The sequence below is a fragment of the Spiroplasma alleghenense genome (genome assembly GCF_003363775.1).
Taxonomy (GTDB): domain Bacteria; phylum Bacillota_I; class Bacilli_A; order Mycoplasmatales; family Mycoplasmataceae; genus Spiroplasma_B; species Spiroplasma_B alleghenense.
Genome location: NZ_CP031376.1, coordinates 1,258,472 through 1,273,733, shown reverse-complemented (window position 1 = coordinate 1,273,733; position 15,262 = coordinate 1,258,472). Strand labels below are relative to the sequence as shown.

The following is a 15,262-nucleotide window of genomic DNA, read 5'->3' as shown; positions in this document are numbered from 1 at the left end:
CTCCATAATTAAGAATTCCAAACATGCTACTTAAGTTCTAAATTTCTAAAATATTTATTTAGTAAGTCTCTACTAATAACTTCCGATTGTTTTGTGGCCTCTCAAGGACCACCTGGTTTATGGCTTAGTTCAACAAGTGCTCAAGTAGAAATCTCCATTAAGTTATCTAATATCTGATTAATTAATTTCTTATCTTCATCTTCAATTTTTTTTGCAAACTCACAATAAGTGTCTTTGGGTATATTTCTGTATCCATTATTTTCTGTTGCATTTTTATTTATCTCATAAATTGATTTAATGACAGGACCTAGTTTTCAGGCCAAAAATTCAACGTCGAAAAGTTCCTCTCTAGTTTCTGAATAAAAAAACCCATATAAAAAATAAAGTACTTTTTGCATTTTTAGATTATTTATTTCTAATATTTCAAAGTTCTCCTCGTTGTTTTTTAATTTATCTGAATTTTCATAAAAATAGTTAATTACGTAGTTTGCAATATTTTTAACATCGTATTTCGACATAATTTACAACTCCTTTTTTAAATTATACACCTTATTTAGTGGCGGGTATTTAATACTAAGTAATTTAAAATAAAAATCATTGACTTGATGAAAACAAATAAATATTACTTATAGTAAAAATAAGTAATATTTATTTGTTTTTCTTTTAAATTATAAATTTAATGATATGATAATCGCGTATATTCAAGAAATATACGAAAGGAGAATTTTATGAAAAATATTAACTTACTATCAACGTTATTACTTTCGGGTGGTTTTTCACTAGCGCCTAGTTTATTAACTCAAGAGAATTTATCAAGTTCCATTAAAAATGATGAATTAGATTCTAAAGTTGTAAATAGCATTAGTAGAACCTTTAATTCCTCATTTCGTCCAAAACCAGGAAATGCAACATCTTATTGAAATGAAGATAATTTAATACAAAGTATCAAAGATGATGCCAATATTTTGTTAGAAAATAATCCTGGAAAAAGAATAGTTAAAATCGGTTATCTTGATTTATATCGAAACTACAACAAAGTATCAAATATTGATTTACTACCATTTAAAACTGCTTTACTAGGAAATATTAATATTAAAAATATTTGAGACATCAAACTAAATGGAGAACAAACTTATATTTTTTTAACCGGTTATCAATTTAAATACAATCTCAGCTACAAAGATAGAAATGGAGATTCGAGTCAAATAATTTTTGACTCGGGTAAAAAATGAGATAAGGTTCCCAAGTTGGAATTTAAATACAATCTCTATGTTTAGTTAATCAGAATTTTAACAATAGAGAACAAGTCAAAATGAAAAGAGTTAAGTTATGATAAAAATTAGTAATTGATTTGATAAAAATTTAACAATTTTTAAAAATACCTTTATTAAAACTTTAATAACACCCACATTTTTGGTAACAACAACAATTTATCTAATTTCTCTGACCACTACAACCTCAGTTTTTTTCTCACCCAAATTAATGCTTTTTAGAGCTTCGATGGGTTTGGGTTTGTGAATCACAGTTTCTATTACCTCATTTTATTTTCTTATTTTAGCAATTGTTTTTGCGGTGAGGTTATATAGTGATCAGGTCAAAAATGGCATTGTGAAAATGGAACTGCGAGCAAATAAAAGCGTCGCCAAAATATTTTTTGAAAGATTGTTTGCCTTGCTTATTATATTTATTTCTATGATAGTTTTGAGTTTATTAATTGAAATCATAGTTTTTTCAACGACTAGATTTAACCTTGCGAAGTGATTCTATAAAGTATATCTTTTCAAGTATCTTTACCTTTCTGTTTACAGTTTAATTTTATTAAGCTTCATGATATTCTGGTTAACTTTTGCCCACCAAGTAATTCCGGTAATGATAACAACAATCATATTCTTAATTATGACTTTTAATCCTTTTGTGGGTAATTTACTTTTAAATCGCCATATAATTGATGGAGCCATTGATAACTCTTCAGAATTTTTGAAGATAAGTAATAAAACTTATTTTTACAAGAAATATAATGAACTAATAAAAAGTGAAAATAATTACGCTACAAAAATTGCAAAGACCTTTTACCAGTTAGATACAGCTTTAGATAAAAACCCAGATAATGAATGAAATATTTTAGATGCCAGAAGTTTAATTTTAGATGGTTTCTTAATGGAAGCTGAAACGGTTCTTGATAATAATGAACAAGAAATTAATTTTCAAAGTTTTAAATATAGCGACTTATTTAATAAAGAGGAAAATGGTTTATACAAATTTTTAGAGCTGATTGGTAATATAACTCTTGATCCAAATTTTAACTCCAAAGATATTAAGAACTGAGCAAATAGTAGATTCTCGTCTCGTTCTTCAAGACTGAGCGAAAAATTTGACTATATAAATGCCTTTAAGAAAATTCAAAAAAAATCAGAAGACAAAGACTTGCAAGAAATAAGCAAACTAATTTACGAGTTTATTGAGACAAATATGTATTTTTACTCAGATAATATTTTAAAAGATTTTTACCAAAAATTTACTTCTGAAAAAATTAATACCGAAAAGAATTTTGACTATTTCACAAAAAGCAAAAAAACTCCCGGTTATTTTGATTTTTCAACTACAATTAGCATCCTAGCCTATAACTATTTGGTTTACAGTCCCAGTGTGCTGGTGGGTGAAAATGATTTTTATAAATATAAAAGTGGTGTTATAAAAAATATTTGATTTAATCCGGGACAGCAAGCTTTTTATCTTTATAGCACACCCCCAACTCGAAGTTATAATTTAGCTCAAATGGTCAGCTCTAATTTTTATGATCAAGGAATGTCTAGGTTGATGTTTCCAGATACTAAAAAATCTAATAATAACTTAGAGGACGAAATCCCCTTTCCTAAGGAAAGTCAGTGAAAAAATTTAAAAATTAAAAATATTGAAGTTATTAACTTTTGGGGAATACTGTTTTGATGAATTGGATTGTCAACAACTTTTCTCACAGGTGGTTATTTTATTTTTAGAAAGAAAAATTGAATAAATTAGAGGTGTTTAAATGAATAAAAATGAATACGCCTTTGAAATATTAAATATTAAAAAAATTTATAAAAATCAAAAAGGATTAAAAGAAATTACGGCAAGTTTTAGAAGGGGAGAAATTACAGCAATTTTGGGGCACAATGGAGCTGGTAAAACTACTTTAATTAAGTTGATTACCAAGGAAGTTAAACCTGATGCCGGCCAAATTTTGGTCAATAATAAAATCCCAGAAAAAGAATTTTATGACAAAATTGGTTTTCTACCAGATCAAAATTCTTTTCCTTTGGATTATAAGTTAAAAGAGTTTATTATTTATAATGGAGTTTTACGAGGAATACCCAGAGAAAAAGTAGTCAAAAAAGCACAGACTTTTATTGACAAAATGGGACTTTCAAAGTTTAGCAAAAAAACTTTTCGTCAGCTTTCTTCTGGGATGAAAAAAATGGCCTTACTTGCCACTGCAATGATTAATGATCCTGAAGTCATTATTATGGATGAACCAACAGCAAACATGGATATAGAAAAGCGCGCTTGATTACTTGAATTATTAGTTGAACTTTCTAAAGCCGGCAAAACCGTTATTATTACTTCTCATATTTTAGATGAGCTAGAAAAAATCATTGATAATTTAATTATTATTCAGAACGGCATAAAAAAGTATGATCAACCTTTTGATAAAAACCAAGAAAAACTAGCTGATATTTATAATGGTATAAATCAAACTGATATAGGAAATGAAAGTCATTTTAAAGATATTTTCAAATAATTAAAAACAGGTTTCAAACCTGTTTTTCTTTTAATTATTATCAAAAAATGACAACTAAATCTGATAAAGAGCAACAAATTGACTTTACTTATATTTATATATAAAATAATTATAAATAAAATTCCAAGGAGAAATAACATGAAAAAGCTACTAAGCATACTTATGGTTACAACTTCGGTAGTTTCAGCACCACTTAGCGTAACGGCTTGCAACATAAAATCAATTCCAGAAACCATTGATGAATATGATTATGACAGATTAATTAGAGATTTTATTGACGATGTCAAAATAATTTTTGATACTGAAATTCAAAAAAAATTTGATAACTATAGATTCATTAGTGAAAAAGAAATACCTGAGGGCTTGACTTATTTAGAAATCTTAGAAAACCAAGATCAGTTTAAAAGAAATAATAAAAGCGGAGAGGTTCATGATAAAGTTCTTGATTGAGTTTCTAGCTTAATTCCAAGTAGTGAAATCATTGCACTAGTTCAAAAAGAGGTTTCTGGAAACGTTAATTATAATCCGATTTTAATTGATAAGGGATCGCCATTAAAGAGTGGCATAATTGTAGACGAAATTGACTTAGAAGTTCAAGAAGAAGTCCTAACCTTTTCAATTACAATTTCAACCGTAATTAGTTTAAAAGGGAAAAATCAAGAAATAACAAATGAACCAATTAGTAACGTTGTAACTATAAATATTTTTGAAGCAAATAACCAAAAACTTTTAGAAAAAGTTAGAGAAGTGGAAGCGGGGTATACTAATTTAATCAATAAAGAAATGGCAAACAGCTTTAGATTTTCGTCAGACTCTGGTAATTTAGATCAAACATCATTAGAAATTCCTGAAAATGAGTCCATAACTAATCAATTAAAGCAAAAAATCAAAGATAATAATAGCGAAATTAATGACGAAAATATGCAGCTTGAAGTAGTCAATAACTCAATTATTAAGGCTTCGGGAAGTGCCAAATCGCTTTCATCAAAATTTTCAATTTACTACAGCAAACCATATATCACACTTTTTAAAGCTATAAAGTCAGATAAAAATTCTGAAAAACTTTTATTAGAAAATATTAAAGGAAATAATCCTGAATGAATTGTTTATGAAACTCCAGACAAACCCCTGTTTAAAGAAATGAATAAACAAATTGAAGCGGGGGATAAAATTTCTAGATGAGTAAATCAGTATGCATTATTAGCTGAAAGTGAAGAAAAAACTGGTTTTAAAAATTTGTTAAAAAACTCTCAGTCAAATTTTGCTATTGACAAAAAAGATGATGCCAATACTTTGGCTGTGTTTGGAACTAAATTGAGTGGACTAAAATTCTCTATATTAAATTCACAATTTGATTTAGGTGACAAATATATCTTTATTAGACAAGAAATAAAAAAAGATAATACTTTAGAATATTACAACGACTTTATTCAAGAGGCATGAGAATTTCATAAAGTATTTTTAGATCCCAGTGTGAAAGAAGGAGGGGCAACAATTTTTAATATTCAGACTCCAAACACTTGAAAAAAAGAAGATTTTGTTGGTAAAACATTTTCTACCAAAGATTTTCCTACCAAAGATTTGCTTTATGCAAACCAAGATGCAAATATAAAAAATTTAACATTTAACTTTGGTCTTAATGCTGTGCATTGGCCCAATTTTGGTGACCACTATACTGACTTAAACGAAATCTATATTAATAAAGAGGGAGAACTTTATTGTTATAGCACAAACGTAGATGATATACTAACTTACATAAATTACTTAGTTTTGGGTATCTCTTTATTTGGCGACGCTAATTCAAACCAGTATCAACCAATTTTAGATTTTTGAAATTATAACGATGGAACAAGTAGGGTGCCAGCCAATCAAAAAGAAGAAAAATTGGATGTTATCGGCTCGGTTTTTACACTTAAATTTTCACAATAATGATATTTTAAATTTTATTTAAAAGCACCTAAGGTGCTTTTTTATTTTCAACAAGATTACAATAACCACCTCCCTGATTGACTTTATATATATATATATATATATATACTAGGTATAGATATATAAAACTATAAGGAGAAACAATTATGAAGAAGTTATTAAGTATACTGGGTGCAACCAGTTTGGTGGTTTCAGCTCCACTAAGTGTTGTGGCATGTAAAAAAAAGGTAAATCCCAACATTGATGATGAATTTGATTATGATAAATTAATGAGAGATTTTATAGATAATATTACAATTATTTTTAATACTGAAATCCAAAACCAGTTTAGTGATTATAATTTTATTAGTGAAGATGAACTACCAGATAATTTAAGTTACTTAGAAATTGTTGAAAATCAAGACCAATTTCAAAAAGGAAATAAAGGGGGAAACGTTTATAACAAAGTAATGGATTGAGTTTCTAGTCTAATACCAATTGAGCAGATAAATAGTTCAATTCAAAACGAAATTTCTAGCGACATTAACTATAAACCAATTTTGATTGATAGTGGTTCTCCATTAAAAAGTGGGATTTTCGCTGAAGAAATTGACTTACTGGTTCAAAAAGATGCTATAACCATATCTTCTAAAATTTCTTCTTCAATCAGCTTAAAAGGCAAAAATCAGGAAATAATAAATGAACCGATTAGTACCGTAGTAAGTATCAATGTCTTTGAAGATAATGGAGACAACCTTTTAGAACAAGCAAAAGAGTTAGAAGAGAATTATAAAAAATTAATTAACAGTAAAAACGCCAATTATTTTAGATTTTCATCAGATTCTGGTAATTTAAGTCAGACTGCTTTAGAAATTGAAGATAACCAAATTATTATTAATAACTTAAAAGAGCAAATTCAAACGTTAAGCACAGATGAAGTTTTAATTAATGAAAAAAATTTGCAACTTGAAGTTATAAATAACTCCATAATTAATGCTGCTGGGAGCGCAAAATCAAATACAGAATATTTTAGTGGAGAATATAGATTTGGCTTTTTTCCAACTTTTATTAAAGCTATTAGGGGGGTAGATGAGGCTGAAAAAACTTTATTAGAAAATATTAAAGGTAACGATCCTGAATGAATTGATTATTCTACTCCTATTTTATACAAAGAAATGAATGAAAAAATTAAACAAGGGGCCCAAATATCTAGATGAGTGAATCAATACGCACTAATAAAGAATTCAAAAAAAACCGGTTTTAAAAATCTACTTTTTAATTCTAAATCAGAATTTTCTATTGACAAGGAAAAAGATGCCAATACTTTGGCAGTTTTTGGAACAAAAATAAGTGGCATAAAATTTCAATTAAGAGATTCAGAATTTATTTTAGATGATAAATATATTTTTATTAGACAAGAAATAACTAGAAAAAATACTTTAGAATATTACAACGACTTTATCGAACAAGCCTGAGAATTCCACAAAGTTTTTCTTGATCCCTTCTTGAAACCAGATGGGGCAACGATTTTTAATATTCAAACTCCAAAAACATGAAAAAAAGAAGATTTTGTTGGTAAAACATTTAATGCGAGGGATTTCCCAACAAATGATATTTTGTATGCCAACTCAGAAGCCAATGCAATTAATTCAGATTTTAATTTCAGCTTGAAGGCTGTTCAATGAGAAAATTCTAGATTGATGAAGTTTGATGAAATTTATATAAATAAAGTGGGAGAACTTTTTTGTTACAATACTAGTCAGTCAAAAACTCACTTTACAAAAGTAAATTTTCTGGTATTAAATGTTTCTTTATTTGGGGACATAGATTCTAATCTATATCAACCTTTTTTAGATTTTTATAATTACAATGATGGTACATCAAAAATAGAGAAGAGTCAAAAAGAAGAAATAATGGATGTCATCGGTGCGGTTTTCACACTAAAATTTTCACAATAATGATATTTTAAAATTTATTAAAAAGCACCTTTGGTGCTTTTTATTTTTGCAAGGTTACAAAACCACCCCCTAATTGACTTTATATATATATATATATACTAGGTATAGATATATAAAATTATAAGGAGAAACAATTATGAAGAAGTTATTAAGTATACTGGGGGCTAGTACCATGGTAATATCAGCTCCCCTAAGTGTGGTTTCGTGTAAAAAACAAAAAGTAACGACTGGGGATGAATTTGATTACGTTGAGTTGTTGAACCAGTTCTTAGCTGAGATTACTTTAATTTTTGAAAAACAAATTCAAAAATCTTTTAGCGAGTATATTTGAATCAATCAAGATCAATTGCCCGAAGATATGACTATTGAATCGATTAGAGCGGCCAATGAAAATAATGATTTTCAAAATCATGAAAGTGATTTTTACCAAAAAATGCTTTCATCAATTAGACCGATTATTCCAGTTGAACAAATCAATCAAGAAATAAACGAATCAATTGTCAATGATGTTAACTACAATCCTATTCTAATAGATAAATCAACACCTTTAAAAAATGGAGTTGAAATTCAAGAAATTAGTTTTATTGATAAAACAAAAGCTGTAACAATCGGGGTGAAATTTTCTGCTTTAGTTTTTTATAAGGATGCAAGAGGAGAGAAAACCAGTCAGACAATTACAACTAGAGTTTCTTTTAATATTTTTGAGGATTCTGAAACTGCCATCACTGCAAAAGAAATAGACGATGCTTATATTGAATTAATAAATAAGGACCTTGCCAACCAATGAACGTTTTTTAGTGATTCAGGTAATTTAGAAAACACATCTGCTTCAATTGGTAATGGTGAATTTATAACTGAACAATTTTCTAAGGAATTAGAAGTTCTAAATGAAATTAACAAAAATGTATCTGTAATTTTTGACGATTTAAAAATGGTTGTTAACAATAATATGATTGTAAACTCAGCAAGATTTGAGCCGGCTTTTAACCAAGAAAGGAAGGATGAAAGATGGAAAACGCTCTATAAAGCCTTTTTTAATGATTCTTCTGCTGAAAAAGAATTTCTTGAAAATATTTTAAATAACGGTGATTGAGTAGAACCAAAAAATTTAATTTTAAAGGACAAGGATAAGAAAAAATGAGACGAGAACGCAAAGAAATCATATGAACTTTATACAAAAAAAGATAACAACTCTTCTACATACATTAATCAATATAATTTAGCCTACAATTTATCAGAAAACAAACAGATAAATAAAGTTATTCAATCGCAAAATTCAGATTTTTATCTAGATTTAAAAGAAGATTTTAATTCAATTGCTTTATTTGGTATTAATGTTAATAATTTAAAATTTAAAATCGAGATTGATAATTTTGATTTTTCTAGTCAAACTATCATCGCCAGACAAAAAACAACCAAAAAAAATACAATGGAACTTTATAATGATTTCATGACACAAGCTTACAACTTTCAAAAATCTTTTATCAATTTACAAGAAACACCTAATTTTCAAGTTAAAAAAACCTGTTTTCTAAAGGTGCCTAAGGAATGAGATTTAGATTCAATGAGAAATAAAAGAATCCTATACAATTATGAATTGGATCAACAACTTGTTTTGGCAAATACAATAAGTAATTCTTTTAACAAAGATTTAGAATTTTCAACATCAATTTTTCATAATCAATATAATAGCAAGAAAGATAAATATAGTAAATATATATGAATAAATGATAAAAATGATTTATTCTTTTTAGACAATGATCCATTTGGTAGAGAAGCAATGAATAAAATTATTTTTACAACTTATTATTTTTCTGATAGTGCCAATAATAATTTAAGCTTTGATATGAATCACTATATTTACAACACTGGTTGAGGTTGACTAGATGAAGAAGGAATGGTGTGAACTCTTACAAATGTTGACTCAGCCTTTAAATTTGAAGAATAATGTTATAATTAAGAATTGATTTTTAAAAAATTACCAATTAGGTAATTTAAAATATAAGAAATAGTTTACTTAACCATGAAAGTGTTGCACCAAACTAGAATAATTAATAAACTACACCTGAGAAACGTTTTCTCAGGTGTAGTTATTTTCTTGTAAAAATCGGTGACCCCCACCCCCTTAATTGACTTTATATATATATATATATACTAGGTATAGATATATAAAATTATAAGGAGAAACAATTATGAAGAAGTTATTAAGTATACTGGGGGCTAGTACCATGGTAATATCAGCTCCCCTAAGTGTGGTTTCGTGTAAAAAACAAAAAGTAACGACTGGGGATGAATTTGATTACGTTGAGTTGTTGAACCAGTTCTTAGCTGAGATTACTTTAATTTTTGAAAAACAAATTCAAAAATCTTTTAGCGAGTATATTTGAATCAATCAAGATCAATTGCCCGAAGATATGACTATTGAATCCATCAGAGCAGCTAATGAAAATAATGATTTCCAAAATCATGAAAGTGATTTTTACCAGAAAATGCTTTCATTAATTAGACCGATTATTCCAGTTGAACAAATTAATCAAGAAATAAACGAATCAATTGTTAATGATGTTAACTACAATCCCATTCTAATAGATAAATCAACACCTTTAAAAAATGGAGTTGAAATTCAAGAAATCAGTTTTATTGATAAAACAAAAGCTGTAACAATTGGGGTGAAATTTTCTGCTTTAGTTTTTTATAAGGATGCAAGAGGAGAGAAAACCAGTCAGACAATTACAGCCAATGTTTCTTTTAATATTTTTGAGGATTCTGAAACTGCCATCACTGCAAAAGAAATGGATGATGCTTATATTGAATTAATAAATAAGGACCTTGCCAACCAATGAACGTTTTTTAGTGATTCAGGTAATTTAGAAAACACATCTGCTGCAATTGGTAGTGGTGAATTTATAACTGAACAATTTTCTAAGGAATTAGAAGTTCTAAATGAAATTAATAAAAATGTATCTGTAGTTTTTGAAGATTTAAAAATGGTTGTTAACAATAAGATGATTGTAAATTCAGCAAGATTTGAGCCATTTTTTAACTGACAAAATAAGGATGAAAGATGAAAAACATTCTATAAAGCCCTTTCCAATGATTTTTCTGCTGAAAAAGAATTTCTTGAAAATATTTTAAATAACGGTGATTGAATACAACCAATAAATCTCGTCTTAATGAACAAGGATAAGGAAAAATGAGACCCCCTTGCAAATGCATCATATGAACTTTATACAAAAAAAGATAACAACTCTTCTACATACATTAATCAATATAATTTGGCCTACAATTTATCAAAAAACAAACAGATAAATAAAGTTATCCAATTGCAAAATTCAGATTTTGATCTAGATTTAAAAGGAGATTTTAATTCAATTGCCTTATTTGGTATCAACGTTAATGATTTAAAATTTAAAATCGGGATTGATGATTTTGATTTTTCTAGTCAAACTATAATTGCCAGACAAAAAACAACCAAAAACAACACAATGGAACTTTATAATTATTTCATGACACAAGCTTACAACTTTCAAAAATCTTTTATCAATTTACAAGAAACACCTAATTTAGAAGTTAAAAAAACTGCTTATCTAAAGGTGCCTAAGGAATGGGATTTGGATTCAATGAGAAATAAAAGAATCCTATACAATTATGAAATGGACCAACAACTTGTTTTAGCTAATACAATGAGCAGTTATATTAACAATGATTTAGAATTTTCAACTTCAATTTTCCTTGATAAATATAATTACAAGAAAAATAAATATAATAAATATATCTGAATAAATGATAAAAATGATTTATTTTTTTTAGACAAGGATGTATGGGGTGAAGAAGCGATGAATCAAATTATTTTTACAACTTATTATTTTTCTGATAGTGCCAACAATAATTTAAGCTTTGATATGCGTCAAGTTATTGAAAACACGAATTGATATTGAGACGATGAAGAAGATCTATTGTTTACTCTTACAAATGTTGACTCATCCTTTAAATTTGAAAAATAATTTTATTAATTAAAAATTAATCTTTAAAAAATTAGCAAATAGGTAATTTAAAATATAAGAAATAGTTTACTTAACCATGAAAGTGTTTCACCAAACTAGAATAATTAATAAACTACATTTGAGAAGCGTTTTCTCGGGTAAGTATACTTTTGCAAGTACATTTTGAGTTTTTTATAAATTTACGAAAAGTCAATTTTCTGAAATCGATTTTTTTGTTTTTAGATATTTATAGCATGGGGGACCTTTATGCTTTAACATGACTCTTTCATAGTTATAGTAATTAATATATTCATTTATCATTTTGACTAAATCTTCAAAATTAGACTGCAAAAGCAGTTTTGGAGTTTCTGACTTCAAACTTGAAAAAAAAGTTTCGCACATAGCATTGTCTAAAGAATTTCCAGGTCTTGAAAGAGAAATGATAAAATTGTTTTTCTTAGCATACTGTCTGGCAAAATAGGATGTATATTGAACGCCGTTATCAGAATGAATAATGGTTTTCTGTTGAGAGTCCCTATAATGCTCAGCTTTTTTAAGAGAGTTTCTATAAATATTGAGATCATTATTAATAGATATTTCGTGAGAAACAATAAATCCCGAGCAAGCATCTTTTATTACACTTAGGTAGACTCATTTGAATTTTTGATTTTTAATAGGAATATATGTAACATCAGTAACTCACAGTTCATTGTTTTGAAATATAGATCATTGACGGTTAGCAATATTAACGGCACCTGATTTAGTGTTTTTCTTTTCTTTCGGTTTACGATTCATTTTTTTGATTCTAATTACTGAATGTAAACACAATAATTTCATATAGCGATAAACCTTTGTTTTGCTACAAATAGTTCCTGCATTATTCAAAACAATGCAAATTCTTGGATAACCGTACTTTCCGTTTTCTGATTTATAAATGTTTTTAATATTAATCGCAAAATTTTCATCAAAGATAAATTTGCTAGCTGGCTTTTTTCTCTTCACTCAGCGATAGTAGCTTGCTGCTGTTATTTTAATAACTCTACAAATTAACTTCACTGTGAACTGATTTCTTAAATCTTCAATAATTTGATATTTTAATCAAATTATTTTTTTTGGTTTTTCATCAGTTCATGTAACTTTTTTAATATGAAAATTTCCGCTTCGGCCTCTTTGAGTTTTTTATTTAACTTAGCATTTTCAACCTTATCAGGATTCAAACTATTAATTCTTGGAACCTTACCGGTTTTTGAGTCGGCTCTAATAGTGTAGTCTCTTATTAATCCCTCGCGACCAAACTCATTAAATTTTAAACAAGTTTTTCTTACCATAGAGTAAGAAACATTATATTTTTCTGATAACACTTTGAAAGATGCTCCTTTTTCAAAGTGTTCATTTACCATGTTAATTTTTTGTTCGATTGTTAGAATATTTGATTTATTACCTTTTAAATTAGCCATAAAAAAATCCTCTCGATACACTATTATCATAAATGTTTTTTAGCATTTATGTGTGTACTAAGAGAATTATATTCAAAAATTTTTCTTGGGTGTAGTTTATTTTTTTAAAAATTGGCAAAACCACCTCCCTAATTGACTTTATATATATATATATATATACTAGGTATAGATATATAAAACTATAAGGAGAAACAATTATGAAGAAATTATTAAGTATACTAGGGGCAACCAGTTTGGTGGTTTCAGCACCATTAAGTGTGGTGGCATGTAAAAAGAAGGTAAATCCGAATATTGGAGATGAATTTGATTATTCACAATTAATAAATGATTTTGTTCAGGAAGTAACGGTAATTATTGAAACACAAATTCAGGCAGCTTTTTATGATTATCGTTGAATGAGTGATGAACAAATTTCATTATATGATTTGAGTATCCAGGAAATAATAGAAAATAGAGAAGATTTTAATAACCCCCAATCAGATTTCTATAAAAAAATTGAAAAATTGATTATTCAGGTCATTCCAATTCAAAAAATTAATGATGAGATTGCTGTTTTAATAGCAGAAAATATTAATTATAATCCCATTCTTATCGATAAAAGAAGTCCCTTAAAAGACGGGATTGTTATTGATTCATTCAAATTGGAAATAAAAAATGAAAAAAATATTTCCCTGACAACCGAATTTCTCTCTTCAGTGTGGTTTAAAAACAAGCAAGGAGAAAATGATTTTAACAATGTTAAAAGCAAAACCACAATAACTGTTTTTGAAGAGGAAGAATTAGTTGACTGGGCAAAAAAATTAGAAGAAAATTATTTGGAAATGATAAATGTTATAAGCGCTAATGATTTTGTTTTCAGAAGTGATAAGGGTAATTTAGAAAATACCGCACAGGCCATCCCAGACAATTCTCAAATTATAAATGATATTAAGAGTAAAATTAGTTCCATGGAATTTGGGACAAAATATATTAGCGACCGATTAAAGCTGAATGTAAATCAAGATTGCATTATCGATGCTAGTCGTTTTTCCAATGGTTCGTTTGGCGATCACCAACAAAGTCCAAGCAGAAATTATGAGATTTTAATGAAGGCATATAAGGGGTCAGAAAAAGATGAGCAAAAAATTTTAAAAGAAATAAAAAAGAAGGGTTCATTGCCAATTGAAAATTTTTTTATAGATCCAGTTATAGATAAATATTATCTTGAAATGATACTTGCTACCAATTTGAATCCGAACGAAATTTCTGAAAATATTAATCAATATAACTTAACTTCAAATTATTTAAAAAATAAAATTTTAAGTAAAATTGTAAAAAGCCAAAATTCAAAATTTGAAATTAATTTAAAGAACGATAATAATACAATTGCTCTTTTTGGAACAGAAGTGTCAGGGGTGGAATTTGAATTAGAGGGTGAAAATTATCAATTAATAGACCAAACTATAGTTTTGAAACAAATTACCACCAAAAAGAATACATTTGAGTTATTTTCTGATTTTGTTGAAGATGCTTATCATTGGGAGAAAGAATTTGTGAGTATGAATTCTGACCCAGATGACGCGACCTTTAATTTGATTATGCCAAAAAGTTGAAATAAATTAGAAATAATTGGCAAACAATTATCTTATCCAGAATATTGTGATGAATTACTACAGGCGAACGAAAAGGCTAATTTGTGATTGGAAAATTTTGATTTGACTCCCAAAATTACAAAAAGAGTTGTAGAAACTTCTGATAGTAAATGAGTTGAACCCCCATTTATGTATATAAACAAGGAGGGGTATTTATTTATATATGACAAACCCATTTCAGGCCAGGGTCTTGAAACAAATATTCTAAGAGTCTTCTTTTACTCTTCGGGAAAAAAAACATCCAAAACTAATTACAATTGAGGTTATCACATACATAAAACTTCTTCGAGATCACCTGAACAAACAGAAAATTTAGACGAATTTTTTACAAACAGAATTTCATTAATGAAATTTAAAAATTTTTAATATAATTGCGTTTTTCCTTTATGTGGTGTCGATAGCGATCTCCTAAGAAAGAATTTTGTTTTTAAGTACAATTTTTATAAAAATATTACAAAACCAAAAACCTCTCCCTAATTCACTTTATTTATATATTTATATATATATATATATATATATACTAGGTATAGATATATAAAACTATAAG

General features: G+C 27.5%; 11 protein-coding genes. 8 read left to right on the top strand and 3 right to left on the bottom strand.

The window, feature by feature from the left end:
- Positions 1-26 precede the first annotated feature (26 nt).
- The gene (locus tag SALLE_RS05635) at positions 27-518 is read right to left on the bottom strand and encodes a Panacea domain-containing protein (protein WP_115558649.1); all 492 of its coding nucleotides are present in this window, start codon (positions 516-518) and stop codon (positions 27-29) included.
- A 210-nt stretch (positions 519-728) separates the two neighbouring features.
- On the opposite strand from SALLE_RS05635, the gene SALLE_RS05630 reads away from it, so the two are divergent.
- The 7 genes from SALLE_RS05630 to SALLE_RS05600 all read left to right on the top strand — a co-directional run bounded on the left by SALLE_RS05630 (position 729) and on the right by SALLE_RS05600 (position 11,648).
- Positions 729-1,277, top strand: a complete 549-nt coding sequence (locus SALLE_RS05630) for a hypothetical protein (RefSeq protein ID WP_115558648.1) — start codon at positions 729-731, stop codon at positions 1,275-1,277.
- Positions 1,278-1,329: 52 nt separating this feature from the next.
- The gene (locus SALLE_RS05625; protein ID WP_115558647.1) at positions 1,330-3,018 is read left to right on the top strand and encodes a hypothetical protein; all 1,689 of its coding nucleotides are present in this window, start codon (positions 1,330-1,332) and stop codon (positions 3,016-3,018) included.
- Between the two features lie 10 nt (positions 3,019-3,028).
- Entirely contained in the window at positions 3,029-3,778 is a 750-nt protein-coding gene (locus tag SALLE_RS05620) for an ABC transporter ATP-binding protein (RefSeq protein ID WP_115558646.1), read from the top strand.
- Positions 3,779-3,916: 138 nt separating this feature from the next.
- Positions 3,917-5,707, top strand: a complete 1,791-nt coding sequence (locus SALLE_RS05615; RefSeq protein WP_115558645.1) for a hypothetical protein — start codon at positions 3,917-3,919, stop codon at positions 5,705-5,707.
- A gap of 146 nt (positions 5,708-5,853) precedes the next feature.
- Positions 5,854-7,644: a lipoprotein gene (locus SALLE_RS05610; RefSeq protein ID WP_115558644.1), complete on the top strand. Its 1,791-nt coding sequence runs from the start codon at positions 5,854-5,856 to the stop codon at positions 7,642-7,644.
- Positions 7,645-7,780: 136 nt separating this feature from the next.
- On the top strand, positions 7,781-9,592 hold the full coding sequence (locus tag SALLE_RS05605; protein WP_115558643.1) for a lipoprotein: 1,812 nt from the start codon (positions 7,781-7,783) through the stop codon (positions 9,590-9,592).
- A 244-nt stretch (positions 9,593-9,836) separates the two neighbouring features.
- A complete protein-coding gene (locus SALLE_RS05600) occupies positions 9,837-11,648 on the top strand; it encodes a lipoprotein (protein ID WP_115558642.1) in 1,812 nt (603 codons plus the stop codon).
- Positions 11,649-11,819: 171 nt separating this feature from the next.
- Here SALLE_RS05600 and SALLE_RS05595 read toward each other — a convergent pair whose 3' ends face one another.
- The gene (locus tag SALLE_RS05595; RefSeq protein WP_281267733.1) at positions 11,820-12,710 is read right to left on the bottom strand and encodes an IS3 family transposase; all 891 of its coding nucleotides are present in this window, start codon (positions 12,708-12,710) and stop codon (positions 11,820-11,822) included.
- A 20-nt stretch (positions 12,711-12,730) separates the two neighbouring features.
- Positions 12,731-13,084: a helix-turn-helix domain-containing protein gene (locus tag SALLE_RS05590; protein WP_115558640.1), complete on the bottom strand. Its 354-nt coding sequence runs from the start codon at positions 13,082-13,084 to the stop codon at positions 12,731-12,733.
- A 197-nt stretch (positions 13,085-13,281) separates the two neighbouring features.
- Between SALLE_RS05590 and SALLE_RS05585 the strand changes: the two genes are divergently transcribed.
- A complete protein-coding gene (locus SALLE_RS05585) occupies positions 13,282-15,081 on the top strand; it encodes a lipoprotein (protein WP_115558639.1) in 1,800 nt (599 codons plus the stop codon).
- Positions 15,082-15,262 lie beyond the last annotated feature (181 nt).